This window comes from Streptomyces sp. SID9727, from assembly GCF_010550605.1.
Classification (GTDB): Bacteria; Actinomycetota; Actinomycetes; order Streptomycetales; family Streptomycetaceae; genus Streptomyces.
Window position 1 is genome coordinate 60,042 of sequence record NZ_JAAGNI010000435.1, and the last position, 24,493, is coordinate 84,534.

Consider the following 24,493-nt stretch of genomic DNA (forward strand, 5'->3'; position numbering starts at 1 on the left):
TCGTTGCTTACGGTTTTCCCATGCCGAACAGCAACCGCGACCGCGCACACTCGACGACCGGTACCGGGGGGCCCGGTTCCTCGGGGGAGCCGCTCAAGCACCAGACCGACATCGCCCGCGCCGCCGCCCTCATCGCCGATCCCTCACGCGCCCGGATCCTCAAGTGCCTGGCCGACGGCAGGGCACTTCCGGCGAACGCCCTGGCCGGCGAGGCGGGCATCGGCGCCGCCACCGCCAGCGCACACCTGGCCAAGCTCGTCGAGGGAGCGCTGCTCACTGTCGAGCAGCGGGGCAGACACCGCTTCTACCGCCTCGCCGGCCCGGACGTGAGCGCGGCCCTGGAATGCCTCGCGCTGATCGCGCCGCCGCTGGCCATCACCTCGCTCAAGCAGAGCAACCGCGCCCATGCTCTGCACCGAGGCCGCAGCTGCTACGACCACCTCGCCGGCCGGCTCGGCGTGGCCATCATGCGCGGTCTGCTGGAACGCAACATCCTCACCGGTCACGACGGCATCCACCGGCCCGGCGAAGCCGTGCGAGACCGGCCCGCCTCCTACGGCCACGACGCCCAGTACCGACTCACCCGCGCCGGGCACACGGCACTGGCCGAACTCGGCATCGACACGGACCGGCTGCCGCCACGCAGGCCCGCGATCCGCTACTGCGTCGACTGGAGCGAACACCAGCACCACCTCGCCGGCGGCCTCGGCGCCGTGCTGACGGCCCGCCTCTTCGCACTGGACTGGGTGCGGTGGGGGCGCAGCCCCCGAGTGGTGCACGTGACCGACAAGGGCATCGACGGCCTGGAGCGCACGCTCGGAGTCGCCCTCACCCACGACTCGAATCCCGCTGTGCCCGCTACGGCTCCGCCGGTGCCGAGGACCGGGCCGTCTCCAGAACGATCTCGATGAAGGCCCGCACTTTGGGGGTGCCGTTCGTGGCCCTCCACAGGAGGCCGTACTCGACCAGCGGTGCGTCGCTGAACGGTACGTAGACCACATCGGGGCGCGAGTAGTACTGGGCGGCGCGAGCGCACGTGGGCGAGACGCCCTTGCCCGCGCCGACCAGGGCGAGCACCTCCTGCCAGGCCGTCGTGGACGGACCGCGCGGAATGAGACGTCCCTTGGGCGTGCGGTGCGGGTAATGGTGGTCGAGGAAGTACTGGGGCTGACCCGTGACGGTGATCAGGGGGGCTTCCGAGAGATCTTCGAGTGAGACGGTGTCCCGCTGGGCGAACGGGTGGTTGCGGGGAACGACGAGCGCACGCGGCTCGTAGAAGAGGACCGGCCCGTTGACGATGTCCGGCTCGTCGATGGGCAGTTCGACCAACTGGATGTCGTGCGTTCCGTTGCGCAAGGGGCCGACGGGGTCGAGGAGAGGCGACTCGTGGATACGGACGTGGCAGTTGGGGTGGCGCGCACGGAAGATATCGGTCGCGGCCACGACAAGAGTGCCGCACCATGCCGCGGAGTACGCGACGTCGAGTTCGCCGGTGATGCCCCGACCGGCGGCCGCGGCGGCGGCCAGCGCTTCCTTGATCTGCTGGTAACCGGCGGCGAGACCGTCGCGAAGGACCACTCCGGTGGGCGTGAGCTGGACGCTGCGGCTGGTCCGTTTGAACAGCTCGGCACCGATGGCACGTTCCTGTTTTTTGATGGCCTGGCTGATCCGTGCCGGTGTGACACGCATCCGCTCGGCCGTCCGGCCGAAGTGCAGCTCCTCCGCCAGCACCAGGAAAATCTCTATCTCTCGCAGTTCCACGCCGCCCACCCCCCGTTTCGTGTACCGCCGGCTTAACGATCGTTGCAGGATACGGCCTTGATGCCCCTCTTCCCGGACGTGAAGCTGGACCGCGTGAGCAACCGATCCGGGGAAAGGGGACCAGCCCGTGAACATCATCGGTTCGACCGTGGTACTGACCGTCGACGACCCGGCTTCATCGGTCCGGTTCTTCGTCAGCCACCTCGGTTTCCGTGAGGTACTGGCGGCTCAGGGAGCGACCCACCTCTCCCGCGACGACGCGGCCACCGACATCATCCTTCGTGGCAGCGCCGGCCCCGGCACCGCGCAACAGCAGCCGCCCGAGCCGGTGCGCACGCTCGTTTCCTACACGGTTACCGGAATCCATGCCGAGTACGAGCGTCTGCGACGCGAAGGAGCACCGATCACCCTTCCGCTGCGCATGGAGCCCTGGGGGGAATGGCGTCTGCAACTCACCGACCCCAACGCGGTGGTGATCCAGCTCGCGGAGTGGATTCCCCCGGCCGGCGCCTGACCGCCATCGAGCCACGCACGCCCTGTCCGTATGCCGATAGCCGCCGCGCGGTCCGGGCCACCACGTCCGCCGCTCCCGCGTCGGCACACGGCCATGAATCACCTCTCGATCGAAAGACATGAAGCATGCCTTCCCTACGCCTACCTTCCTCCCTGCCGGCAGTGCAACGGCCACCCGCCGGTGCGGGAGGGGAGCACCGGACAGCTCTGCTGTCCCGGCGGTGCCAACGGCTCGTCGGCACGGTGCGAAACCCCCCGCCGCAGCAGAGCCGACCCCTGCGGCGATGACCGTGCCCCGACTGCCCCCATCGCCTTCCCATCCGCCAAGACCTTCCGATATCCCGACAGGAGCACACAGCCGTGTCTTTCACGCCATCCGAAAATGACCGCCCCAAGCTGCAGAAGATCATCGACGGCATGATCGACGCCGGATTCACCGGCGTGGCCGTACGCGTGCAGGACGAGAGAGGCCCGTGGGAGAGCAGTGCCGGCCTGCGCGAGCTGGGTGAGACGGCGAAGCCGCCGACGGACGGGCACATCCGGATCGGCAGCAACACCAAGACGTTCGCCGCCGCCGCGGCCCTCCGGCTGGTGGCCGAGGGGACGATCGACCTGGACGCCCCCGCCGCCGAGTACCTCCCCGGACTGGGAATCGACCACGGGATCACCGTACGTATGCTCCTGCAGCACACCAGCGGGATCTTCAACTTCACCGGCGAGTACTACGAGGACGGAACGTTTGCTCCAGGGATCGCCGCGACGACGGCAGGCCGGGAATGGGTGGACAACCGCTTCCGCACCTACCGCCCGGAGGAACTCGTACGCCTGGCCCTGTCCAAGCCGGCTCGCTTCGAGCCGGGCACGGACTGGAGCTATTCCAACACCAATTACGTACTGGTCAGGTTGCTGATCGAAAACGTCACCGGCAGCTCGCTCCCCGACGAGATGGAGCGGCTGGTTCTGGGGCCTCTCGGACTGCGGGACACCTCGCTGCCGGAGACCGAAACCGGTCTTGCGGAGCCGCACGCGCACGGTTACTACCGCTACGAGGAAGACGGAGGTGAGAAGACGACGGTCGACGTCACCCGCCAGAACCCGTCATGGATCTCCACCGGCGGCGACATGATCTCGACCACCCACGACCTGCACACCTTCATCTCCGCGTTGACGGGCGGCAAGCTGCTCCCGGCCCCGCTGCTGACCGAGATGTTCCGGCCGCACCCCAAAGCCGGGTACGGGCTCGGCGTCTTCGTCCAGGACGTGGGCCCGGACGGTGGCAAGCTCATCACCCACAATGGAGGAATGGCAGGTCATGCGGCGTTGATGTACAGCACCCCGGACGGCACCAGGACTCTGACCGCGGCGCTCAACTATGTGGACGACGCCTCGATGTCCATGGCCCAGGCCTTCCAGCAGGCGACCGGGGCACTCGTGCAGGAAGTGTTCGGCGACGGCGAGGCCGACGTGAGCACGACGAGGCCGTCGCCGACCGACGGGTGACCTCTTCGGTCCAAGCCTGAGCGCCCAGGACCGCCCCGGGGACCTGGAACGATCGCCACCAGGCGACGATCGAAGACATGGCGCGCCTGCTCCAGGCGACGAGCGGCAGGGGCCGGTGCGGCCGCGGAGGCGGATTCCGTGTCCACCGGAGATCCGGCGTCGCGGCCTCTCCCGCCCTTTCGGCGGGTCCAGCCACGCCGATCGCCTGTTGCCCGACCCCACCGCCCGTCGACGGATCGCACCGACACCCCTCCGGCCCCCCCGCAAGGATCGTGGTCGCCTCGAAGAGCGAGGCCATCCCAGCCCCGGCTCGCTCCAAGACACGCGCAGCCCGGAACAGGCACCCACCCGGCTTGGTCGAGGCCGGGTGGGTGAGTCTGCCGACGGCCGCCAAGGAGACCGGGCTGCCGACATGGGTTGAGCGGGCGGGCGCCGGGGGGCCTCGGTGGCCGGGGCCCCCTCCACGTGGTCCTGTCGCGGTCCGGCCGGACCCGAAGGGCCCGGCCGGAGAGGTGGATCAGATGTCGATGACCTGGTAGGCGATGGTGTAGACGCCACCGGAGCCCTCCAGCACCCGGTACTGCGTCTCCGCGCCGAACTCGTTGCCCGTGATGGTCACCGAGCCGAGCCGGTCGTCGCTGCTGGTGCTGTCGTAGTCCCACAGCGAGAGGGTGCGGGACTCGGTCTTGCCCAGGATCAGCAGGGCGTTGCCGTTGCTCTCGTCCAGAGTGCGGCGGTAGCCGGTGCCCATGGTCTGGTACGACGCCTTGGCGGGCCAGAGCTTCACGGCCTTGCCGCCGTTCGCCGCGATGTTGAGGTAGGCCTCGTCGTGGTCGCCCTCGCTCTCATCACCGCAGTACAGGTCGACGAGCCGGATCTGCACGTAGTCGACCGGATCGGCCTGCGCGGCGCCCGCGGCGCCCACAAGCGAGGTGAGGGCCAGCGCGCCTGTGAGGGCAAAGGCGGTTACGCGTCGGATGGTCATGTTGTCCCCCTGGTCTCAGGATTCTGCCGGTCCCCCGACCGGCTCGAGGAACAGACTGCCCAAGCCGCTGCCCGCCGTTCTACGCGCGTTCCGCTGAGCGGAACCCGGGGGCGAAAGAGCGAGTCAATACCCTGACGGGCTCGCAGGTGACGGCAAGTCAGTAGTGCAGGACCGGAGGCAGGCAGGGCGAGAGGGAGCCACGGGAGAGGGCCGCTGTGACGGCCGCGGCCGCCAGCGCCGCCTCGTGGGCCGCCCGCTGCAGCCCCTGCGCGGATAACGTCATGACGGCGAGCGCGGCAATGGTCCGGTCGTCGCGCCCCCGCACCGGAAGCGCCGCGCAGCACACCCCGTCCATCACCTCCGCGCACTCCAGCACCGCCCCCGCCAGCCGGCCCCCGGAACCGGCCCTGCCCTGACCGCTCAGCACCTGGCCGGCCGCCGTGTCCAACAGGAAGCTCATCCCGTTGCGCACCGGCACCAGCGGCTCCACCTCGCCCGGCACCGATGCCACAGTCAGGGCCCGGCCATCGTGCAGGACGGTCAGCAGGGCACTCGCCCCGGTGACCGCCCGCAGCCGGTGCAGCGGGTGGCGAGCCGCCACTCGTAGGCCGGGGTGCGGCTCCCAGACCTGCCCGAGGCGGTAGAGCTGCGAGCCGACACGGTACTGGCTGCCCCGCCGCTCCACGGCGCCCACCAGAAGCAGCTGCTCCAACAGCCGGTGCGCGCTCCCTTTGGGCAGGGCGCAGGCCGCGGCGATCTCAGTGAGCCCCGCCTCCCCGCCACACCGGCGCAGTGCGTCCAGGAGCGCGAACGCCCCCTCGATCACGCCCCGTCCGCGGTTTGTACCCCGCTCCCGTTCCCCGCCCGCGTCTCGCGACATCTCTCCCCCTGTCGGTGACCGCGCCGCGCCCTTGCGCACGGCCGCCGAGAGAGAATGCCCGAGCTGCGTGGCAGGCGCGCACCCCGCCACGCGCGAACGTGACCCACAGCACACCGGCCGCAACTGCTCGTGGGACGGAGGGGAGCGTGAGGGGCTCGAGAGCTTGGTGAGGCTGGTCGGCGGCGCGGCTCGATGGCCCGGTCGGGACTCGGCCGGGGTGGCGGGACGCGGTGCCGGCATGGCCCTGTGGAGTCGGGCGGCCGGCAGAACCTCGCCCTACTCGCGTGCGGGGCCTTTTCCATCGTTCACGAGATCCGGCCTCACACGAAGAGCCATGCGAAGAAGCCGGAGCCCTTCCTCGCGGGTTTCGAGGCCGTGGGCTTCGTCGTCGCGGTCCTCTTGGCAGACGGAACAGCGGCATCCGGGCGGCTTCGCGGAGATGCCGCTCGGCGGCGAGCCTGCTGGTCGGCCCCCCGTCGGTCTGGAAGACGACCAGGGCGGGGGCGCTGCTGTCCGCGTCCAAGTAGTGGTCTATGACCGCGTCCATCGCCCAGTGGTAGTTGGTACAGCCCTGAGGCTCTCATGCATCCCGCTGACGTGCCCGTGGTGTCGGCCCAGCTCCAGATCGGTGGACCCGTCGACGTCCGTGGAGAAGAACACCACCGGGACGACACCGTCGTCGTCGAGGTGCGCCGACAGTGACAGCACCTGCTCGGCCAGCCGCTGCATGGTGCCGTCCCGGTAGTAGGGCCGCATCGACCCGGAACGGTCCAGCACCAGGTACACGGCGGCCCGCGTTCCCTCCAGCCCGTGGGCCCGGATGCTGCTGCCCGCCGCCTCGTAACGGGGCACCAGGTCGGGCGCGTACTCGATCACCTTGGACAGGCTGATGGCCGGAACGAACCCCCGGCTGTTCGTTGCACGCACGTTCCCCTCTTGCCGGGGCGCTGCCGATGGCGTGAACCGTTCGCCCGGACTGGAGCCGGTGGCCATGCGCGCGGGCGCGATGTTCAGGCCCGGCATTGACGCTGCTGCTCGGTGAACTCTTGCGCGTGCGGCGGAAATTGGGCACTGCTCCCTTTACGCGAGGCTAAGTTGGAAAGTGTGGCCCCCTGCTCCTCGAAGAACTCGACTCCTCTGCGCGCGGAGCCCATGTAGCGTCAGCGCAAGGGGGATATGAGATGAACTTCGACGAGAACGAACCGCAGTCCGTGCGAGAGGAACGCCTCGCCGCGGAACGGGCCCAGGGCAGGGAGGCGCGCAGAAACGCACCGCTCGATTCCAAGGGCGCACACTTCGGCGCAGCGGTCGTATCCACCGCCCAGGTCCTCCTGGCCTGGAACGGCAAGCTGGTCGCTCTGGGCATCGTCAGCGCAGCGTTTGTGCTCTGGTTCTCCGCAGCCCTCGCCTGGGCCTACGCCGACAAAGACCATGGGCGGCACGCGCTTCAGCGCGCGTACCACATCACCTTCGGGTGGGGCGGCGCGTTCTGAGCACCTCTCACTCGGCACCGACGCCGGATGGCTGGCCGACGCCCTGGACCACCGCATCGACAAGAGCGTCGGGTCGCCCCCCGGCAGGGGGTGCGTGCCTTGCGGGCAATGAGGGGTGTGCACGACAGGTCGGCCACCGGGCGAAGCGGACCGATGAACCGGCGCCGTGCCGGCCTCGGCCGCGCCGCAACTGGTTCGCCTTCCGGCTGGCGGTTCTGTCGCCGTCCACAACGTGCGGCTGCCGGGCCGGTAGCGGGGCGCTACTTCAGTTCCTGTCGGTGAACGTGATGTTGCGCAGGCCGGGGCGCAGGTGCGCGGCGTGGAAGAGGGCAAGGCTCCAGGACGTCGGGACGTGGGCGCGGGACGGTCTTTGGGACCCGGCGTGTCGTTGATCGGATAATTGTGACCGGGCGGGGTAGAACGTTTGCGGTTCCTGCTGCCAGGGACCGGAGCACGCACGGATGGCCGGGCGGCGCTCCCGGGTATGAGCGAAGGATCGTCAGTATGGCCAGCGGCATTGTGAAGTGGTTCAACTCCGAGAAGGGCTTCGGGTTCATCGCGCAGGACGGCGGTGGCGCGGACGTCTTCGCGCACTACTCCGAGATTCAGGGCAGCGGGTACCGCGAGCTCACGGAGGGCGAGCACGTCACCTTCGACATCGGGCAGGGGCAGAAGGGTCCGCAGGCGCAGAACATCGTCCGCGGCTGACCGGGCGAGGCGACGACCAGCGGGGCGGCTGCCGGCCCGGCTGCCGCCCCGGCGGTCGCGTTGTGACGTCCGGCTCGACTCCTGGGCCGGGCGCGCCGCCTCAACGGCGCGCACGTCACGTTCCGCCGTCGGTGTGCAGGGCTCGACCCCCTTCAGGGGCGCTGCCACCTGCGGCCCGGAGGCCACCGTCACCGTGACGGCGGCAACCACCTCCAGCGACGCGTCCCCGTCCACCTCCGCCTCGACGGGCACCGGCACCACTTCGACGGGTACTGGCACCACCACTTCGTCAACCTCTGGCATGACCGCACAGCAGCCGCCCCGCGCCGAGCCCGCCCCGGATGATGGCGAGCTCGCCGAGACGGGAAGCAGCGGCCTTTCGGCACCAGCGACGCTTGCTGCCGGCCTCGTCGCGGCCGGAGGGGCGCCGTGGGCTTCACCGCCATGCGCCGCCGGCACGCCTGATCGCACGCCACTACGGACCGCGTCCCGCTGTCCCGACGCATGTCGTTGGTACAGCGGGACGCGGTCCACTCCTCCTGGTCGGTGGGTACGGCGAGGTCCGGCTTCTGTGTGCGGACGGTGTCGGCCCGCCGGGGGGGCTTGACCATCTGCGGCGGGCAGGGGCCCCAACAGCGTCCCGAGCCGTGGACGCGGTTCAGGGGCTCGTCTGCATGCTCATCGGCCGTTGGCGGTCAGCACGGCCGCCATGCCTGCTTGCAGGTCCTTGACGAAGTATTCGGGCACTTCCAGCGACGGGAAATGGCCGCCGGCTTCGGGCGTCGTCCATCGGACGATCTGCTGGTACCGCTGCTGTGCCCAGGTGAGTGGGCACTTCTCGATGTCCCTGGGGTATGTGGTGATGGCTGTCGGGACGTCGACGCGGAGGTCGGGGTCGAGGGCGTTGACGCCCCCGTGACTCTCGTAGTAGATGCGAGCCGCTGACGCGCCGGTCCGTGTCAGCCAGTACAGGGTGACGTCGTCAAGGATTGGGTCGATGGAGACCGTTTCGAACGGGCTGTCGCCGGTGTCCGTCCATTCGGCGAACTTGTCGAGGATCCAGGCGAGGAGACCGACCGGTGAGTCGACGAGCGAGTAGCCGATGGTCTGCGGTCGGGTCGCCTGCTGCTTCGCGTACGCCGAGCGGTGATGCCAGAAGTCGCGGGTCTCCTCGGCCCACTGGCGTTCGGCCGGCGTCAGCCCTTCGGTGGTCAGCCCGGGCGGTGCCTGCGCGAGCGTGGTGTGGATGCCGAGGACCTGGGCGGGGAACCTGCCGCCGAGGACAGTGGTGATCACGCCTCCCCAGTCGCCGCCGTGGGCTGCGAACCTCTCGTATCCCAGCCTTCGCATGAGTTCCACCCATGCGGTCGCGATCTTGCCGGCCCCCCACCCGGTGGTGACCGGCTTGTCGCTGTATCCGAAGCCCGGCAGCGACGGGGCCACGATGTGGAACGCCGGCGCATTGGCGTCCTTCGGGTCAGCCAGTTCATCGACAACGTCGACGAACTCGGCGATGCTGCCCGGCCAGCCGTGAGTGAGGAGCAGCGGTGTCGCATCCGTACGCGGTGATCGGCGGTGAAGGAAGTGGATCCCCAGGCCGTCGATAGTCGTGCGGTACTGGCCGATCGCGTTCAAGCGCTCCTCGAACCACCGCCAGTCGTACTCGGTGCGCCAGTAGTGAGCGACGCTGACGAGGTCGGAGAGTGGTACGCCCTGGGCCCACCGGCGCGGGCCCGGTGCGGCGCGGTGCACCGTCTCGGTCTCCGGCAGCCGCGCTGCGGACAGGCGCGTGCGCAGGTCGTCGAGTTCGGCGTCGGTGGTGCGGGATGTGAATGCGTACACGTCATCGGTGGGGCGAGACATGGGACCTCCTGGCCATCGCGATACCGACCGCATCCCGTTGCGAACCGGCATTGACGGTTCTAGCGTGCCTCTGCGCCTGCGTGCAACCGTCTATGGTGGTTCCATGCGTGCTGAGTTCCCCGACTTCCGCCTCGGAGCCGTACTGGCGACCAGCTTCACGGGGACTTTGTCCGAGCGTCATGGCGAGGCTGTGGAGCGCATTCCCACGCCGCGACGGCTCGTCGACTGGCTGGCGATCTACGGCCTCGAGGTGCACTCCTGCACTCCCGACCAGCTCGATCTCGCTCGGGACTTGAGGGAGTCGATCCACGCGGTCGCAACCGCAGCCGCGCTCCAGGGCCCGCTGCCCGCATGCGCTGTCCGAACGCTCAATGACCGCAGCGGACAGGGCCGGGCCACCTCGATGCTGACACCTGAGGGCAAGCACCGCTGGCAGCTGGCGCCAGCCTCCGCCCTGGAGGATGCTCTGGGGGTGATCGCCGCCGACGCAATCGCCATCGTCGCCGGTGAACGGGAGGGGCGGCTGGCCCTCTGCGCCTCACCGACCTGCCAAGCCGCCTTCTTCGACACCAGTAGAAGCCGCACCCGCCGATGGTGTGACATGAACACCTGCGGCAACCGTCAGAAGAAGGCGCGTTTCCATGCAAACCAGAGCCGAAGTGCCACGGCGGCACAGTGATCACTGCTGTCGGTTCGGCTGATCCGCTCGAAGCCGGCGACAGCCAGGCGCGGGAAGCCCGGATGGCTCGCCTCGGGTTCCGTCAGGCGGTGCTGTGACCGTCAACCCGCGAGTGCCGCGCCTCTGCAGGCTGTCATCATGTACCCGACATGCACCTACTTCTTCGGAGCCGCGACCATCATGCCTACAAGGCGTCTCGTCACCAGTGTTCTGCTCGTTGCGTTCGGTTTCGGCGGCTCGCTCGTCGTCAGCCCGGTCGCCAACGCGTCGGCTTCGGCCGGCTGCCAGTACAAGGTCGTGTGGCCGACAGCCGGTGTGTACGAGGAACCGAATCCCTACAGCGCCGTCGTGAAGACGAAGTACGCGGGCGACATCGTAGGCGCGGCCACATGTGAGGGCGCCTCCTACAACGAGTACGGCTATGTGCTGGTCACCACCGACGCAGCGGCGGATGGGCGGGGGTGGATGCGCGAAGGAGCGGTCGTTCCTCTGTGACCGGCGCGGTGTGGTCGGACCCCACAGCGGAAACCCTCGTGAGCACCCGGAATTCTGCGTTCTGGGGTGGGGCATGGTTTTGTCTGCGCTTCTGCCCGCTCTGCGAGTGGGCCGGAGTGTGGAAGGGCGCCGTGACAGGGCGCCCTTCCGCCGGAACGACCGGCGGTCAGCGATCCCTCGGAGCCGCGGCGCCGCCGTCGTCATCCAGAGGGGTATCGGCTACGCCTGTCGGGCGGAGGGGTGGCAGCCACGGCCCGCCGGGTAACGCCGCAAGCCGTTCCGGTACTCATGGCGTCTGCCGCACGACGGCGGTGAGCGGAGGCAGCGTCCAGGCCGGGGCCGCCGTCGAGCCCGCGCCGAAGCTGCTGACGTGCCGGGCCCCCGGCCGGGTCGCGGAGGTCGACCCGGTACTGCTGGGGCCGGCCGGGCCGCTCCCAGCGTGCGTACGCGTCTTCGAGCACGGCCCAGAGGTCACGCGGTCCCTGGACGCGGACGGCGCCGTCGGCCGGGCCGACCACGGCCCACTAGAAGCTGTCCGGCCGATTATGTGACTCGCTAGGCTCCCAGTCGCCTGGAAGGGGTGACTGCAGTGGTGATGGCTCGTGAGACTGCCGTTGCAATGGTTCAGAAGATCATGGACGCGGACTACGCCGACGATGCCGAGGCCTCCCACGTGTTAAAGACGTTGAGCAGGGCCCTCGGCTGTCCAAGTGGCCATATCAGCGACCTGATCTTCTGGCCGAAGGGGCCGGAGCCGACAGCCGCTGAAGTGGTCGATCAAGCTCTGGAGTACCAGCCCTTCGCGCTGTGAGAAGGCATCAAGATCGCAGCCAGATGACCACGGTTGCCACGGTGACGGTGCTGAGGAAGACGTAGCCACGCTTGTCATACCGGGTGGCCACCGCTCGGGAGTTCCTGCGTCTGTTGAAGGCCCGCTCCACGGTGTTGCGCTTCTTGTACCGCTCCTCATCGAAGCCCGGGGGGCGTCCGCCTCGTGATCCTTTGCGCAGGCGGGCGGCCCGGCTGTCGGTCTTCTCCGGGATGGTGTGCCGGATGCCTCGCTGCCCCAGGTATTCGCGGCAGGGGCCGTTGATGTAGCCCTTGTCGGCCGCAACGCTGTCGGCTTCCTGCGGGGTCTGCCGCCCCCGGGGCGGGGAACCCGGATCTTCTCCAGTACCGGGATGAACTGAGTGCAGTCCGCCCGCTGTCCTGCGGTGACAACCAGGGACAGCGGGCGGCAGCGGCCGTCGGCACTCAGATGAATTTTGCCGGTGAAGCCGCCGCGCGAGCGGCCCAGGCCCTCCTCGCTCACCACCTCCACCAGCCGGCCGACCAGGCTCTGCCACGGTGTCTCGTCCTGGTGTCCTGCCGCCTCGTTCCCGTTTGACGCGCCCGGTGCCGGTGGCGGGTCGGTTCGGGCACCGGCGGCGTGCTGGTGCGCGCGCACGATGGTGGAGTCCACCGAGACGTCCCAGTCGATCTCGCCCGCCGCGTCGGCCGCGGCCTGGACCTGCTGCAACAGCCGTCCCAGGTTCCGTCCGCCGACCACGGTCGATGGCGCTCATTGACCGTCTTCCATGGGCCGAACCGCGCCGACAGGTCACGCCACTGCACTCCGGTCCGCACCCGGTGCAGAATCCCGTCGATCACCTGCCGATGATCGCGCCACCGTCCGCACCGGCCGTTGCTCACCGGCAGAAACGGCCGCATCCGTTCCCACGCCGCGTCCGACAGATCACCACGCTCTCCCCGCGCGCGAGCACGGCATCATCGAGGCACTCGCCGAGGCCGCCATCAGCGGCTGGGCAGACAAGGGCTACCAGGGACGCAGGCGGCACGGTCCATCTCCCTCACCACGGCCGATGGGACTGCCTTCTCCATCGGCCTTGCCCAGCGGCACGCCTGCGACTCAAGCCACCCCCGCGCAATGCGTCGGCACTGGGCGGAGTTGTCGTTGCTGGCGAACCGACGCATGCTCGGCGCCAGCGCAGAGGGATCAGCGCGCAAACTCCAGCAGGACTTCATGCTGCGCACGTGGGTGATCGAACATCTCGGTCCCGAGGACGAGAACTCCGGCTGGAGTCCAGAGGCATTGGGCGCCGACACGCTCGCCGCCCTGGCGATGTCGCCATCAGAAGCGGCGGCCCTCGTCACCGAGCGGCGCGAGCTTCCCATCGAACAGATCCGCGAGCTGCGACGGCACAAGAACCCGACAGCCGTAGGCGAGGGCGAGCGACGTTCGTCGACGGTTTGATGCCGGGTGACGCCCTACTACCGCATCACCGAGCGGACCCCGTCGTTGATACGTCCCTGACGTCGCCCGCGACCGGACCCTGGGCACGGAAAGTGCGCCGGTATGCCGACGGGGCAACCCCGGCCTCCGCGGCCAGGTGCCGCCGGAGCGAGGTGGCGGTGGCGAAGCCGACCTCGTGGGCGACCCGTTCCACCGGCAGGTCGCTGGACTCCAGCAGATGCCGCGCCCGCCGCAGCCGCTGCTGGGTCAGCCAGCGGCCGGGGCTCAGCCCGGTCTCCTCCCGGAAGCGCCGGGCGAAGGTACGGGTGCTCATCGCCGCATGCGCGGCCAGTTCGTCCAGCGACAGAGGCAGTTCCAGCCGCTGCAGGGCCCAGTCGCGGGTCGGCCCGGTGCCGGTTCCGCTCGCCGGCGGCAGCGGCCGCTCGATGTACTGCGCCTGCCCGCCGTCCCGATAGGGCGGTACGACGCAGCGACGGGCGACCTGGTTGGCCACCTCGCTGCCGTGGTCCTGCCGCACCATGTGCAGGCAGACGTCGACACCGCTCGCCGCGCCCGCGGAGGTCAGCACGTCACCGTGGTCGACGAAGAGCACGCCGGCGTCAAGCTCGACCTGGGGAAACAGCTCCTGGAAGTAGTCGGTGAGTGCCCAGTGGGTGGTGGCCCGGCGCCCGTCAAGGAGACCGCCTACGGCCAGCAGGAAGGCGCCGGTGCAGATGGACACCAGGCGGGTCCCGGGGCGGACGCGGGACAGGGCGGTGAGCGCCTGCGGGGCCGGGTCCGGCGAGAGCGCGTACGGAGGGATGACCACGGTGTCCGCCCTGGCCAGCACCTCGGGGCCGTGCCCGGGGATGACGGTCAGGTCCGCGTCGGTACGCACGGGCTCCCCGTCCACGCTCGCGGACAGCACCTCGTAGCGGCCATCGGCGGAACCCAGGACCCGGTGAGGGATGCCGAGTTCGAAGGGGTAGACGCCGTCGAGGGCAAGGACCACGACCTTGTGGGCGTCGGGCCGCGGGTCCGGGCGCATCCGGCGATCCAGTTCGGCCGCGCGGTCGGCGAGGTCACGGGCCCGTGAGGGAGCGGCGGAGGGGCGGACGTCGGGAGTGCTGGAGGCTCCGGGAACGCAGCGGGCGGCAGGGGTGACGGGCATGGCGGGAATGTATCGAAGGCTGACCTTCTTGCCATCGCCCGGGTAGGGGCGAGTGGCCAGGATCGAGGCATGACTTCGACGGACACCCCTGAGAACCTCAACTCTCCGGCCGCCACGGACTTCTCCCATCCCGCTGTCCTGGACGGCGCCCCCGTCATGCTCGCCCTGCACCAGACGGCCCTCGGCGGCCCCGAGGTCCTGCAGCTGACTGAGCTTCCCCGACCCGCGCCCGGCCCCGGGGAGATCCTCGTCGCCGTTCACGCGGCCGGTCTCAACCCCACGGACTTCAAGCACCGCGCCCTCAGTATTTTCCTGCCGCCCCCGCCGCTGACCCTCGGTTGGGATGTCTCTGGCACCGTGGTGGAGACCGGCTTCGGCGTCACCCTCTTCAAGCCCGGTGACGAGGTGTTCGGCATGCTGCCCTACCCGTACGGGGCCGGCTCCCACGCCGAGTACGTGACAGGCCCCAGCCGCGCCTTCGTCGCCAAGCCCGCCGGAATCGACCACGTCCAGGCCGCCGCGCTGCCTCTGGCCGCGCTCACTGCCTGGCAGGCCTTCGTCGAGACCGCGGACCTCCGGCCCGGGCAGCGGGTGTTGATCCACGCCGCAGCCGGCGGAGTCGGTCATCTTGCCGTACAGATCGCCAAGGAGCGTGGCGCGTACGTCACCGGGACGGCGAGCGCCCCCCATCACGACTTCCTGCGCGAGCTCGGCGCGGACGCCTGCATCGACTACCGATCCGAGGACTTCACCGACACCGAGGAGCGCTATGACGTCGTCCTTGACACCCTCGGCGGGGCGAACGCCACCCGCTCCGTGGGCGTGCTCACTCCCGGTGGCGTCCTCGTCTCCCTGCTGCCGGGTGCCGAGGACACCCTGGCCGCGGCGAAGAAGGCTCAGGTCCGCGCCGTCACCCTCCTCGTTGAGCACGACCAGGCAGGGATGCGCGCTGTCGCCGAGCTCGTCCAGCGAGGCAGGCTCCGCGCCCACGTCTCCGGCACCTTCCCCCTCGCCGAAGGCTCCCGGGCCCACGTCCTGGCGGAGACAGGCCGTACCAAGGGCAAGCTGGTCATCACCGTGCGCTGAGGCGGGTCGAGGTGACCGGCAGGCATGGCGAGAGCGAGGCGACGCTGCGGCGAGTGCGGCACCTGTTCGTCAACCGCGCCCCCATGCGCGCGGCCATGCGGAAGCTGGTGAACGCCACCTTCGCCATCCGGGATGAGCTGTGGTGGGGCACCGGCACGGCGTGTGCCTCCGACAGCGGCAAGTCCGGTGCCCGGTCCAGCCACCTGATGACCGAGTGGCACCCCGGCTGCCAGGACCCCGGGGCGATGATCTACAGGCATGTCGAGCGAAAGCCGGTCTGCGTCTACTCCCCGCTCAAGTCATGTTCGGCCTCCGAGGTCGCCTCGGTGATCGAGGGCGCGCCGACCCTTCCCAAGCACTGCTTCTACTCGAACAGCTCTTCGTCCTGGCCCATGGCTACGTCACCCTGGACACGGAGAATTTCCTGACGCTCTCCCGCCTCTCCTCCGACGATGTGGCTACACGCGCCACGCGCGCGGCGACGGCGCTGCTGCGCGGCAACGTGACGTGAGCACCAGCCGGCGCTTCTTGATGAGCCCTTCGCGGAGTGGGTCTTCGATCAGGCGTCCTGGTTGGTCGTGACCGGTCTGACCGATCAGGCCGGTCGTGAACGTGTGGGTACCCGGCCGCTGATCGTGGACGACGAGTGGTGGGAAGTGAGGCCGCCCGCGAAGCCGCCGCCGGCCTCCTGTCGCCGTCGCTTCTTGCCCATGCCGCACTGCTCGCCGAACTCGTCCGTCTGGTCCCTGGCGTCGACGTGAACCAGCTGGCGTTCGCGGGCCGGCTCGCCACCGCTGTTCTCGTAGCGTCCAGGAGCAGAACGTGTGGGCGCTGGAGGGATCCGGTGACACGGCCGGTGATCGCCTCGAACGACTTCCCGCGCTACTGGTGGAGTGTCGATACTCGAGAGTTGCAGTATTCGCCCGTAGGGCGAGCGGCCCGGTCACGTCAGCAGTGACAAGGTACGGCTCCCGCCGCAACGGTTGGCCCGTCCCGCTGTCTATAAGGGAGGGGGGCCGCCTGACTCCGGGGTGCCGCCTCGGCACCGCAGAGTGGCCTGTGCCTGAACCTGGGCCCTGATGCTGTGGCTCCGCTCGTACTTCACCGACGGTCGGCGGGGAGAGCTTTAACCATTTCGCCGTTGACCAGGACGACGAGGCACCCGCAGCCACCGGTGCAGTACTCGACCTCGCCCTCGGACGTACGGTGTCGGGATCGCAGTGTCCACCACCGCGCTTCCCTCTCGGTCGGCTCATGGCAGACGGGGCAGCGGTCTTGTGACGGCGTGGCGGTGGCCGAGGGTGTGGGTGTCATGCCACCAACATGCTGTCACTGTCTATAGCGCTTCAACCATTACATCGAGTAGAAGGTTCAGCTATCAGGCGTGTCAGGCCGGGCCTCTGGTGCGGCAGGCCGCCCAGTCCGCCGCACCGACCAGGCGCCAGCCAGGACGATAAGCGCGATCGCTGCCAGCTGGCGTACGGTCAACTGCTCGTGCAGCAGGAGGAAGCCGACGGCCGCCGCCACGGCGGGGCTCACTGCGAGAAGCACCCCGAAGGTACGGGCATCGATACGCCGCAGCACCGTCATGTCCAGCGCGTACGGAATCAGCGAGGACAGAAGAGCCACGAGGAGACCGGTGAGGAGAACCGCAGGGTGGGCCGCCACCGCAACACCGTCCGTGACAGCGGAGACTGGGGTCAGAACGCAGGCACCGCAGGCCAATGCCAGCGACAGGCCCGTCCAGTCGGGAAACAGCCGTCCAACCCGCCGACTCAGGGCCACATACGCGGCCCGGCACAACGCGGCGGTGCCTCCCAGCAGCAGCCCGACGGCGGGCAGCGAGGCCCCCAGGCCCGTCAGGAGCAGTACGCCCGCCAGTGTCAGCAACGCCACCGCGAGATGCTCCAGCCGGCGGGACAGAGCGATCGACAAGGCGAGCGGGCCGAGCAGTTCCACGGTCGCGGCCACGCCGATCGGCAGGCTGCTGATGGCCTGGAAATACGCCACATTCATGGCCGCCAAGACCAAGCCGAGCGAGATCACTGCACGCCACTGTACCGCCGTGACCTCGCGCAGTGACGGCCGGACAAGCGGCCAAAGGATCACGGCGGAGAAAAACAGCCGCATACCGGCCAGAGCCGAGGGGCCTACGGACGCGTACGCCTCCTTGGCGACGGCCGACCCAGCCTGAAGACAGGCGATCTGGACCAGCATCAACGCCGGCGCCGTCGCGGTCCCCTGCTGCGGCAAGCGGGCAGCCTGCGTCATCGCGCCTCCGAGATCTCGTCGCATCCGGTGTCGTCCGGCAGGCCGCGACGGCCACACAGCGCTTCAGCCTGTCGCCCAGGTGCCCACCCGGGGCACATCATGATGTAATTGTCTTATGCAGTTCAACCATTACGGCGGTGAGGCCGCCCGACTTGCCGCTGACCTCGTCAACCTGACCGAGGCACCCCATTCCGCAGACCTGAAACCGCTCCTGTCCGCGCACGGCGTGGTGAACCGCACGCTCACTACCGCGCAGGCCGAGACCATCTGGACGTGGAGCCGGCGCCTGGCCGCATGTTTCGGGCGACAGAACCTCGATGAGCGGTGCGATGCAGTCAACGCGCTCCTCGCCGACGCTTCGAGCAGCCCCCGTATCTCTCTGCATGATGGACGGCCCCACCTGCACTACAGCGCCCCCGGCGCCGACCCGGCCGCGCACATCCGCGCCATCACCGCGGCCGGACTCGCCTACGTCATCTGCTCCGCCGACGCCGAGCGGCTGGGACGTTGTGCACGACGCGATTGCGCTCTGGCTTTCGTTGACACCTCCCGCAACGGCAAACGCGCCTACTGCTCGGTGCGCTGCGCCAACAACGACGCCGTGGCCCGCCACCGCGAGCGACGCCATGGAAGCGCGACACCGACAACCAGACCAACAACACCACGCGCATACAGAAGTGCAGTCGGTGGCGCAGGCATGGAGAGGCAGGGAGGACAGAAGTAACGACGCGAACTTCGGCCGTCGACGGTGATCTCGATGGCCGCTCGGTGCGGGACGGCGTACCTGAACCGCCGGCCCGCGGATCGTCGGTTCAGCGACCACAGGGCCGACGGTTGCGCGGCGGATTCATGTACCGGCATGGTGCGTGCGCGGGTGCGGCGACCTGGCTACTTCGTGGTGCCCCTTGGAGTTGCCCTGCCGTAGGCGGGGATGTTCGCGAGCGCCCCAGGCGCCGGGACTCGTCTCCGTAGCTCTTGCGCTCGGAGGGCTGCCCGAACCGCTTGACGGGTCAGAAGGAGCGGTTCGCCCCCTCGAACAGCTCCTTCTCCCACCCCTCGTGGTGCTCCCGTGCCGCCCGTCTCGCCGAGGCCGCCCTGCGCGTCGCCCACAGCGGTCTGCCGTTGTGTGCAGCCACAGGTGATGGCAGAGATACCGGCCGAGGGGCCTGATGCCGAGTGTGCTGATGGTGCGTCAAGGCTTCCCGCAGTCATTCCCATAGATCTATTGCAGACAACTATGGATGTTCTGTGGCATTCCTGGTGGAGGATCGCGATGATTCTGGTGACTTCGGGGGAGCGGCCTGGCCGCTGTCCGGTCGGACGAAGCTGTCGTGGTTCCGGTTCACGCCACGGTGGTGAATGTGAGGTGTGCGCCGTTGTCCGCAGGTGTCGGTGGCGGCGGTGCGCGATGCACGCAGTACGGCCAGAGCTCCGCCGCCAGCGGCCGACCGGCCCTCGGTGGTGGAGTCGCGCGACCGCGTGGCCGCCGGTTCCCGGGTCCTCAGGGCCCGCCGTCGGCGCGCGGACCGATGAGGGGAAGTCCCTTGCCTTCTGCACCTGCCCGCATGCGCCGGTTCTCTTCCGCCTGGTGCCGCCGCCTGGTCTCGTTGGCCGCCGGTGGCGCTCTGGCGCTCACGGGGGTGGCGGCGCTGAGCGCCCCCGCGCAGGCCGCGACCGGCCCGCTCGCCTATGTAGCCAATATCGGTGGCAACACCGTTTCGGTGATCGACACGAGTACCAACGTCGTCGCCGCCAGTGTCACGGTCGGCAGCAGCCCCGCCAACGTAGCGGTGTCTCCCGCCGGCACTCAGGCGTACGTCACGAACTTCGGAAGCGACACCGTCTCGGTATTCGACACGGCGACCAACGCGGTGACCGCGACCGTTCCCGTCGGCCGCAGCCCGCTCTCCGTGGCGTTGACTCCGTCTGGCGCGTCCGCTTACGTCACCAACAACGGCACGAGCACGGTTTCGGTCATCGACACCGCGACCACGTCGGTCAGCGCCACCGTCTCGGTCGGAAGCGGCCCGAACGGGGTGGCGGTCGCCCCCTCGGGAAGCACCGTCTATGTCACGAACAACTACGAGGACACCGTTTCGGCCATCGACACCGCGACCAACACGGTCACCGCGACCATCCCGGTCGGCAGTGCCCCCTCAGGTGTGGCCGTCAGCCCCGCCGGAACCGTCGCGTACGTCACGAACAACGGCGGGTCCACGGTCTCCGTCATCGACACGGCCACCAACACGGTCATCGCCGGCGTCCCGGTCGGGACCGCTCCCAACGGAGTGTCGTTCAACGCGGCCGGTACACGGGCTTACGTCGCCGACTACGGCAGCTCGACGGTCTCCGTCATCGACACCGCGGCCCTCACCGTCACCGCGACCGTGCCGGTGGGCAGCAACCCGGCTCAGGCCAGGATCAATCCGTCCGGCACGGCCGTCTACGCCACCAGCCAGTCCGGCAACCAGGTTTCGGTGATCAATACCGCCTCCCATACGGTCACCGCGACGATCACCGGGTTCACCGGCCCTTACGGCATGGCCTTCAGGCCCGCGCCGCAGGCCTCGGACATCGAGGTCGGCCTCACTGCCAAGCCGCGCCTGGGCATTCTGGTGCCCTACCTCGGCTACACCCTCACGGCCCGCAACGACGGCCCGGACGCTCTCACCTCGGCGACGCTGACCGCCACACTCCCGGCCGGCGCCGCGGCCACCGACCTTGCCGCCGGATGCACTTCCGCGAACGCCTCGGTGACCTGTACCTACGGCCCAATCGCCGTCGGTGCGAGCGTGAGCAAGACCTTCCGCGTGCCCCTGAACCTCCTCACGCTCGGCCCCGTCACCGTCACCGGCGAGCGGACCGCCTCCGCACCCGCCGATCCCAACACGGCCAACGACAGCGCGGCCCTCACCTGCACAGCCCTGTCCATCGTGCTCGTCAGCTGCCCCTGACCTCACACTCGGCCCGGACGGCACAGGCGTCCCGTGCCACCCGGGCGGTGGGTCACTTTCCGTCGCACTCCGAGGGAAAGTCGATCGCCGCCTCCTGCCGCCCCGCCATCGGCTCACCGCATCAGCGCCGCAAGGCATGGACGGCGACTGCGCTCATCCCACTCGCCAACGCATCCCAGAGGGAAGGAATGGTCAGCATGGCTCTATCGGAAACCGACCTCGCGAAACTCGGAGAGACCCCGATCACGATCCAGTCGACGCACTACTCGAACGTGTACCTGCGTATGGACGGGACCGGCGTGACCGCCCCCAGCGAACCCGGCGCCGGCAAGGTCAACTGCCAGTACGGTACCGGCGCCTGGACGACGTTCAAGGTTCGGCCACAGGCCGATGGCTCGTACGCCTTCGAATCGGTGGCCTTTCCCAGCGTGTTCCTGCGCATGGACGGCTCCGGGGTACCCACCGACATGAGCGGCGGCGGCACGGTCAACTGCCAGTTCTTCATAGGCCCTTACGAGAAGTTCCGAGCGCGCGCCCAGAGAGACGGTTCGTTCTCCTTCGAGTCGGCGGCTTTCGCGAACATCTTCCTGCGCCTGGTGACGGGCAGCGGGGTCACCGACGCGACCGGGCCCGGCGGCACGGTGAACTGCCAGTACAACGCCAACGGCGGCGGCGACGAGAAGTTCTTCCTGGACGTGGCATAGCCTGATCCCTTCCGGCCTCATGGCTTCTCAGAGGCCGGAAGGGATCGCCTCAGCGGCGTGGCCCTTCTGCCAGTCGGCTGGGTTTGATGCCGTCCTGGCCGTCCGCACCGGAAACGCTTCCAAGCCGGCACAGGGGTGGATGCGGCCGTGCGGGGCGAGCCGCACCGTCGGGGCTGTCGCCTCTCGCCCGCACGTGCGGCGCCGGCCAATGACCTGCAGAGGGTTGTCGCACGCCTCCACGTTTCCTGTGGTCACGGCGTGCCGTGGCCGGCCTCGGGGCTTCCCTGAGCGTCACTGGCGGGCTGGAGACGGAAGACTTGGTCGAGGCCGACGACCCGCAGGACGCGCAGGGTGTGCTGGGGTACGGCGGCGAGGGCGATCTCGGCACCGGCGGCGTGGGCGTGGGTCCGGGCGGCGATGAGGGCGGCGAGGCCGCTGGAATCGCAGAACGTCATGCCGCCCAGGTCGACGACCAGGAGCTGGCCCGGTCGCAGGGCGATGGTCGTGAGAATGTCGCGCAATTGGCCGACGGTTTCGTAGTCGAGGTCGCCCGTGATTGCCAGAAGGGGGCCGGCGGTAGCGCTTCGAGTGGTGGTTGTGAGCGGGGTCATGCGGTGCTCTTCGTCTCCGATCTGGTAGCCGGCACGCCAAGGGCGAGGAGGGCTGTGTCATCGTCGAGTCCGTCGCCGAAGTCGTCCAACAGCCCGCTCAGGGCCTCGATGACGGCGTGCGGCGGCTTCCCGGCAAAGCCTGCGGCGTGGGTGCGGAGGGCTTCGTCTCCGAACAACGCGGTCCGGTCGGCTCCCGTGCGGGCTTCGGTGAGGCCGTCGGTGTACAGCAACAGGGTGTCGCCGGGGGCGAGCGTAGTAGCGGCGGAGGAGAAGGGCGCGTCAGGAAGGATCCCGACGAGGAGTCCGCCAGGGGTGGGCAGGAAGTCGGCCGTGCCGTCGGCCCGCAGGACGAGGGCAGGGGGGTGACCACCGGAGGCCAGGCGCACAGAGGTGTGTCCGGCGGAGAGGTCGGGTTCGAGGATGCCGAACACTGCTGTGCAGTAGCGGGGATCGCCGCCGGTGTAGCGCTCGTGAAGCACCGTGTTCAGGGTGGACAGGGCGGAAACCGGGTCCGGGTGGTGGAGGGCCGCTGCCCGCAGGGTGTAACGGGTGAGAGAGGTGACGGCGGCCGCTTGGGGCCCCTTTCCGCACACGTCGCCGAGGAAGAAGCCGAAACGTTTGCCGTCGATGGGGAAGAGGTCGTAGAAGTCTCCGCCGAGGCGGTCGGGAGATGCGGTGCGGTAGTGGGCGCTCGCCTCCACTCCGGGCACGGCGGGCAGCGTGGTGGGCAGCAGCGACTGCTGGAGCACGGCCAGGGCGTCCTGCAGCCGACGGCGGTCGGCCTCCGCCTCCTTGCGGGCCTCCTCGGCCGCCTTGCGGGCGCGCAGGAGCTCGTCCTCGTAGGCACGGCGCTCACGTGCGTCGAAGACGGTCGTGCGGATGAGCAGAGGCTCTCCGTTGGCGCCGTGCTTGACCACGGAGGAGGCCAGAACCGGCGCCCGTCCGCCGTCGGCCCGCTTGAGATCGAGGGCGATGCCGCTGACCTTGCCCTGCATCTGCAGCAGAGGAGCGAAGTGTGTTTCGTGGTACAGCTTGCCGCCGACCGTAAGGAGGTCGGTGAACCGCATCCGGCCCACCACCGCCGCGCGCTCCAGGCCGAGCCAGTCCAGCAGAGTGGTGTTGATCTTCGCGATGGTGCCATCCATCAGGGTGGAGAGGTACCCGCACGGAGCGCTCTCGTAGAGTTCGTCGGCGCTGTCCTCCAACAGCGCGGCGAACGCGGCGTCCGTGCTGCTCTCGGGGCCGGTGTTGTGAGGGTCGGACTGCTGTCCGGAGCGGCACATCACCGCAGACTCCTCAGGAACGCGGCAATGGCTTCGTTGGTGGCCTCCGGCGCCGACAGATGCGGGCAGTGCCCCGTGGCATCGAGAGTCACCAGCGATGATCCGGGGATCGCCTGGTGAACGTAGGCGCCGACTTCCCGCGGGGCGATGACGTCGTGGGTGCACTCCAGGACAAGCGTCGGCACTTTCACACCCTGGAGAGCGGTCCGTGAGTCGGACAGGAACGTGGTCCGGGCAAAAACTTGTGCCATCTCCGGGTCGGTGGCGCAGAAGCTGTGCGTCAGTTCTTCTCCGAGCTCGGGCCTGTCGGCGTTTCCCATGATCACCGGTGCCATCGCCGCGGACCACCCCAGGTAGTTGGACTCCAGCGATGCCAACAGTTCGTCGATGTCCTCGGCGCTGAAACCGCCCCGGTAATTCTCGTCGTCGATGTAGCACGGAGAAGGCGCCACCATGATCAGCGCACCGATTCTCTCCGGGATCATCGCCGCAGCCAGGACCCCGATCATGGCACTGACGGAATGGCCTACGAACGTGGCGTCGCGCAGGTCGAGCGTCTCGCACACATCCACCACATCCTGGGCATAACCCTCCAAAGCGCTATAGCGCTCCACCGAGAAAGCCGACAGATCCGAGGAACCGGACCCCACGTAGTCAAATGCGACCACACGGTAATCGTTCATGAGGGCGGGCGTCGTGAGCCGCCACATGTTCTGGTCGCAACCGAATCCATGAGCCAGTACCACCGTCGGCCCCTGCGGGTTTCCGGTCACAGTGACGTTGTTTCTCCTTCGGATATCCATGCCACCACTCTCGCAGCCCTTGACCCCGGTTCGACTCCTGACCCCGGCTGCCGCAGTCCTTACGCAGGGTCCTCACGCGATGCGCATACTCTGGTGGCAGGCGAGGGTGGCAGGCGAGCTCATTCTCGGGCGTGCCCACGGGCCCTTCGTCAGGGGTCGGCAATTACCCCCGGTACGACCGGCCCGCAGCGGTGTCCTGGCGCATGCGTGCTTGCTGGCCGGCGTGGCTGTGTACGCCTCGTTCGGCGGCGCGCATCGAGACGAACGAGGTATTCCCGCTCTGCCTCACCTGGACCGCGCGCCTCCGTATCGGCACCGGCTCTGCCGTGTGGACAGTCTGGGAGCACGAGTGGTGTGTGGTGTTCCTGGGGTCTTGTGCGCGGACAGAAGCGATCAGGAGTTATTAGTTTCTTCCTATGCCGGAAATTTTCGGACGGATGTGCCGACTTCGCGTGAGCGCTGGGTAGATTCTCGATCAGTTCGCGTGGCCAAGTGCCTTA

General features: G+C 69.0%; 24 protein-coding genes and 3 pseudogenes. 16 read left to right on the forward strand and 11 right to left on the reverse strand.

The annotated features are described in order from the left end of the window. The first annotated feature begins 20 nt into the window (after positions 1 to 20). Entirely contained in the window at positions 21 to 911 is an 891-nt protein-coding gene (locus tag G3I41_RS29970) for a metalloregulator ArsR/SmtB family transcription factor (protein WP_164403673.1), read from the forward strand. Here G3I41_RS29970 and G3I41_RS29975 read toward each other — a convergent pair. Beyond that, positions 859 to 1,761, reverse strand: coding sequence for a LysR family transcriptional regulator (locus G3I41_RS29975; RefSeq protein WP_164403674.1), 903 nt, complete (start codon positions 1,759 to 1,761; stop codon positions 859 to 861). The genes G3I41_RS29970 and G3I41_RS29975 overlap by 53 nt on opposite strands. A 127-nt stretch (positions 1,762 to 1,888) precedes the next feature. Here G3I41_RS29975 and G3I41_RS29980 point away from each other — a divergent pair, with 127 nt between their 5' ends. Both G3I41_RS29980 and G3I41_RS29985 read left to right on the forward strand, forming a co-directional pair. After that, complete coding sequence (locus G3I41_RS29980; RefSeq protein WP_164403676.1) at positions 1,889 to 2,275, forward strand: VOC family protein; 387 nt, start codon at positions 1,889 to 1,891, stop codon at positions 2,273 to 2,275. Positions 2,276 to 2,691: 416 nt separating this feature from the next. Then, positions 2,692 to 3,774, forward strand: coding sequence for a serine hydrolase domain-containing protein (locus tag G3I41_RS29985; RefSeq protein ID WP_164403774.1), 1,083 nt, complete (start codon positions 2,692 to 2,694; stop codon positions 3,772 to 3,774). 517 nt (positions 3,775 to 4,291) lie between these two features. On the opposite strand, the gene G3I41_RS29990 is transcribed toward G3I41_RS29985, so the two are convergent. From G3I41_RS29990 to G3I41_RS30000, 3 genes and pseudogenes are all read right to left on the reverse strand, one after another. Further along, the gene (locus G3I41_RS29990; RefSeq protein WP_164403678.1) at positions 4,292 to 4,759 is read right to left on the reverse strand and encodes a hypothetical protein; all 468 of its coding nucleotides are present in this window, start codon (positions 4,757 to 4,759) and stop codon (positions 4,292 to 4,294) included. A 157-nt stretch (positions 4,760 to 4,916) separates the two neighbouring features. Next, positions 4,917 to 5,585, reverse strand: a complete 669-nt coding sequence (locus tag G3I41_RS29995; RefSeq protein ID WP_343242255.1) for a helix-turn-helix domain-containing protein — start codon at positions 5,583 to 5,585, stop codon at positions 4,917 to 4,919. Between the two features lie 463 nt (positions 5,586 to 6,048). Continuing rightward, positions 6,049 to 6,566 (reverse strand): annotated as a pseudogene (locus G3I41_RS30000) (VWA domain-containing protein); the annotation flags it as partial. Between the two features lie 254 nt (positions 6,567 to 6,820). Here G3I41_RS30000 and G3I41_RS30005 point away from each other — a divergent pair. Together G3I41_RS30005 and G3I41_RS30010 are read left to right on the forward strand one after the other, a co-directional pair. After that, entirely contained in the window at positions 6,821 to 7,132 is a 312-nt protein-coding gene (locus tag G3I41_RS30005; RefSeq protein ID WP_164403682.1) for a hypothetical protein, read from the forward strand. A gap of 504 nt (positions 7,133 to 7,636) precedes the next feature. Then, positions 7,637 to 7,840: a cold-shock protein gene (locus G3I41_RS30010; RefSeq protein WP_164403683.1), complete on the forward strand. Its 204-nt coding sequence runs from the start codon at positions 7,637 to 7,639 to the stop codon at positions 7,838 to 7,840. A 678-nt stretch (positions 7,841 to 8,518) separates the two neighbouring features. Here G3I41_RS30010 and G3I41_RS30015 read toward each other — a convergent pair. Next, positions 8,519 to 9,703 carry an epoxide hydrolase family protein gene (locus G3I41_RS30015; RefSeq protein ID WP_164403685.1) on the reverse strand — a complete coding sequence of 395 codons (1,185 nt, stop codon included), beginning with the start codon at positions 9,701 to 9,703 and terminating at the stop codon, positions 8,519 to 8,521. 103 nt (positions 9,704 to 9,806) lie between these two features. Here G3I41_RS30015 and G3I41_RS30020 point away from each other — a divergent pair, with 103 nt between their 5' ends. The 4 genes from G3I41_RS30020 (at position 9,807) to G3I41_RS30035 (ending at position 11,688) form a co-directional block, all read left to right on the forward strand. Then, the gene (locus G3I41_RS30020) at positions 9,807 to 10,382 is read left to right on the forward strand and encodes a CGNR zinc finger domain-containing protein (protein WP_164403687.1); all 576 of its coding nucleotides are present in this window, start codon (positions 9,807 to 9,809) and stop codon (positions 10,380 to 10,382) included. 138 nt (positions 10,383 to 10,520) lie between these two features. Further along, entirely contained in the window at positions 10,521 to 10,877 is a 357-nt protein-coding gene (locus tag G3I41_RS30025) for a glycosyltransferase (RefSeq protein WP_239081900.1), read from the forward strand. Positions 10,878 to 11,188: 311 nt separating this feature from the next. After that, positions 11,189 to 11,428 (forward strand): hypothetical protein, encoded by a 240-nt coding sequence (locus G3I41_RS30030; protein ID WP_164403688.1) that lies wholly within the window; start codon positions 11,189 to 11,191, stop codon positions 11,426 to 11,428. A gap of 44 nt (positions 11,429 to 11,472) precedes the next feature. Then, entirely contained in the window at positions 11,473 to 11,688 is a 216-nt protein-coding gene (locus tag G3I41_RS30035) for an e9imm peptide (protein ID WP_203601877.1), read from the forward strand. Positions 11,689 to 11,695: 7 nt separating this feature from the next. On the opposite strand, the pseudogene G3I41_RS30040 reads toward G3I41_RS30035, so the two are convergent. Beyond that, positions 11,696 to 12,587 (reverse strand): annotated as a pseudogene (locus G3I41_RS30040) (IS5 family transposase). A gap of 41 nt (positions 12,588 to 12,628) precedes the next feature. Here G3I41_RS30040 and G3I41_RS30045 point away from each other — a divergent pair. Then, positions 12,629 to 12,752, forward strand: a pseudogene (locus G3I41_RS30045) (IS5/IS1182 family transposase); the annotation flags it as partial. A gap of 79 nt (positions 12,753 to 12,831) precedes the next feature. Beyond that, entirely contained in the window at positions 12,832 to 13,131 is a 300-nt protein-coding gene (locus G3I41_RS30050) for a hypothetical protein (protein WP_164403690.1), read from the forward strand. Between the two features lie 25 nt (positions 13,132 to 13,156). Here G3I41_RS30050 and G3I41_RS30055 read toward each other — a convergent pair whose 3' ends face one another. Beyond that, positions 13,157 to 14,281, reverse strand: coding sequence for a helix-turn-helix domain-containing protein (locus G3I41_RS30055; protein ID WP_203601852.1), 1,125 nt, complete (start codon positions 14,279 to 14,281; stop codon positions 13,157 to 13,159). Positions 14,282 to 14,350: 69 nt separating this feature from the next. Between G3I41_RS30055 and G3I41_RS30060 the strand changes: the two genes are divergently transcribed. Both G3I41_RS30060 and G3I41_RS30065 read left to right on the forward strand, forming a co-directional pair. Further along, positions 14,351 to 15,367, forward strand: coding sequence for an NADP-dependent oxidoreductase (locus G3I41_RS30060; RefSeq protein ID WP_164403691.1), 1,017 nt, complete (start codon positions 14,351 to 14,353; stop codon positions 15,365 to 15,367). Between the two features lie 11 nt (positions 15,368 to 15,378). After that, the gene (locus G3I41_RS30065; RefSeq protein ID WP_164403692.1) at positions 15,379 to 15,795 is read left to right on the forward strand and encodes a Tn3 family transposase; all 417 of its coding nucleotides are present in this window, start codon (positions 15,379 to 15,381) and stop codon (positions 15,793 to 15,795) included. Positions 15,796 to 16,738: 943 nt separating this feature from the next. On the opposite strand, the gene G3I41_RS30070 is transcribed toward G3I41_RS30065, so the two are convergent. Continuing rightward, entirely contained in the window at positions 16,739 to 17,638 is a 900-nt protein-coding gene (locus tag G3I41_RS30070; RefSeq protein ID WP_164403694.1) for an EamA family transporter, read from the reverse strand. Positions 17,639 to 17,753: 115 nt separating this feature from the next. Between G3I41_RS30070 and G3I41_RS30075 the strand changes: the two genes are divergently transcribed. The 3 genes from G3I41_RS30075 to G3I41_RS30085 all read left to right on the forward strand — a co-directional run bounded on the left by G3I41_RS30075 (position 17,754) and on the right by G3I41_RS30085 (position 21,296). After that, a complete protein-coding gene (locus G3I41_RS30075) occupies positions 17,754 to 18,362 on the forward strand; it encodes a CGNR zinc finger domain-containing protein (protein WP_164403695.1) in 609 nt (202 codons plus the stop codon). 841 nt (positions 18,363 to 19,203) lie between these two features. Next, positions 19,204 to 20,592 (forward strand): beta-propeller fold lactonase family protein, encoded by a 1,389-nt coding sequence (locus G3I41_RS30080; protein WP_203601853.1) that lies wholly within the window; start codon positions 19,204 to 19,206, stop codon positions 20,590 to 20,592. Positions 20,593 to 20,789: 197 nt separating this feature from the next. Then, entirely contained in the window at positions 20,790 to 21,296 is a 507-nt protein-coding gene (locus G3I41_RS30085; protein WP_164403697.1) for a hypothetical protein, read from the forward strand. Between the two features lie 251 nt (positions 21,297 to 21,547). Here the strand turns inward: G3I41_RS30085 and G3I41_RS30090 are convergent, their stop codons facing one another. Genes G3I41_RS30090 through G3I41_RS30100 form a run of 3 tightly spaced genes read right to left on the reverse strand, consistent with a single transcriptional unit; the run spans position 21,548 to position 23,993 of the window. After that, positions 21,548 to 21,907 carry an STAS domain-containing protein gene (locus G3I41_RS30090; protein ID WP_164403698.1) on the reverse strand — a complete coding sequence of 120 codons (360 nt, stop codon included), beginning with the start codon at positions 21,905 to 21,907 and terminating at the stop codon, positions 21,548 to 21,550. Next, on the reverse strand, positions 21,904 to 23,190 hold the full coding sequence (locus G3I41_RS30095) for a SpoIIE family protein phosphatase (RefSeq protein ID WP_164403699.1): 1,287 nt from the start codon (positions 23,188 to 23,190) through the stop codon (positions 21,904 to 21,906). The genes G3I41_RS30090 and G3I41_RS30095 overlap by 4 nt, the downstream gene beginning before the upstream one ends. Beyond that, complete coding sequence (locus G3I41_RS30100) at positions 23,190 to 23,993, reverse strand: alpha/beta hydrolase (protein ID WP_164403700.1); 804 nt, start codon at positions 23,991 to 23,993, stop codon at positions 23,190 to 23,192. The genes G3I41_RS30095 and G3I41_RS30100 overlap by 1 nt, the downstream gene beginning before the upstream one ends. Positions 23,994 to 24,493 lie beyond the last annotated feature (500 nt).

Excerpts from the sequence above, each read along its gene's own strand:
- G3I41_RS29970 (WP_164403673.1), top strand. The coding sequence starts at position 21 with ATGCCGAACAGCAACCGCGACCGCGCACACTCGACGACCGGTACCGGG.
- G3I41_RS29985 (WP_164403774.1), top strand. The coding sequence starts at position 2,692 with ATGATCGACGCCGGATTCACCGGCGTGGCCGTACGCGTGCAGGACGAG.
- G3I41_RS29990 (WP_164403678.1), bottom strand. The coding sequence starts at position 4,759 with ATGACCATCCGACGCGTAACCGCCTTTGCCCTCACAGGCGCGCTGGCC.
- G3I41_RS30005 (WP_164403682.1), top strand. The coding sequence starts at position 6,821 with ATGAACTTCGACGAGAACGAACCGCAGTCCGTGCGAGAGGAACGCCTC.
- G3I41_RS30010 (WP_164403683.1), top strand. The coding sequence starts at position 7,637 with ATGGCCAGCGGCATTGTGAAGTGGTTCAACTCCGAGAAGGGCTTCGGG.
- G3I41_RS30015 (WP_164403685.1), bottom strand. The coding sequence starts at position 9,703 with ATGTCTCGCCCCACCGATGACGTGTACGCATTCACATCCCGCACCACC.
- G3I41_RS30020 (WP_164403687.1), top strand. The coding sequence starts at position 9,807 with ATGCGTGCTGAGTTCCCCGACTTCCGCCTCGGAGCCGTACTGGCGACC.
- G3I41_RS30025 (WP_239081900.1), top strand. The coding sequence starts at position 10,521 with ATGTACCCGACATGCACCTACTTCTTCGGAGCCGCGACCATCATGCCT.
- G3I41_RS30035 (WP_203601877.1), top strand. The coding sequence starts at position 11,473 with ATGGCTCGTGAGACTGCCGTTGCAATGGTTCAGAAGATCATGGACGCG.
- G3I41_RS30055 (WP_203601852.1), bottom strand. The coding sequence starts at position 14,281 with ATGCCCGTCACCCCTGCCGCCCGCTGCGTTCCCGGAGCCTCCAGCACT.
- G3I41_RS30060 (WP_164403691.1), top strand. The coding sequence starts at position 14,351 with ATGACTTCGACGGACACCCCTGAGAACCTCAACTCTCCGGCCGCCACG.
- G3I41_RS30070 (WP_164403694.1), bottom strand. The coding sequence starts at position 17,638 with ATGACGCAGGCTGCCCGCTTGCCGCAGCAGGGGACCGCGACGGCGCCG.
- G3I41_RS30075 (WP_164403695.1), top strand. The coding sequence starts at position 17,754 with ATGCAGTTCAACCATTACGGCGGTGAGGCCGCCCGACTTGCCGCTGAC.
- G3I41_RS30080 (WP_203601853.1), top strand. The coding sequence starts at position 19,204 with ATGCGCCGGTTCTCTTCCGCCTGGTGCCGCCGCCTGGTCTCGTTGGCC.
- G3I41_RS30085 (WP_164403697.1), top strand. The coding sequence starts at position 20,790 with ATGGCTCTATCGGAAACCGACCTCGCGAAACTCGGAGAGACCCCGATC.
- G3I41_RS30090 (WP_164403698.1), bottom strand. The coding sequence starts at position 21,907 with ATGACCCCGCTCACAACCACCACTCGAAGCGCTACCGCCGGCCCCCTT.
- G3I41_RS30095 (WP_164403699.1), bottom strand. The coding sequence starts at position 23,190 with ATGTGCCGCTCCGGACAGCAGTCCGACCCTCACAACACCGGCCCCGAG.
- G3I41_RS30100 (WP_164403700.1), bottom strand. The coding sequence starts at position 23,993 with ATGGATATCCGAAGGAGAAACAACGTCACTGTGACCGGAAACCCGCAG.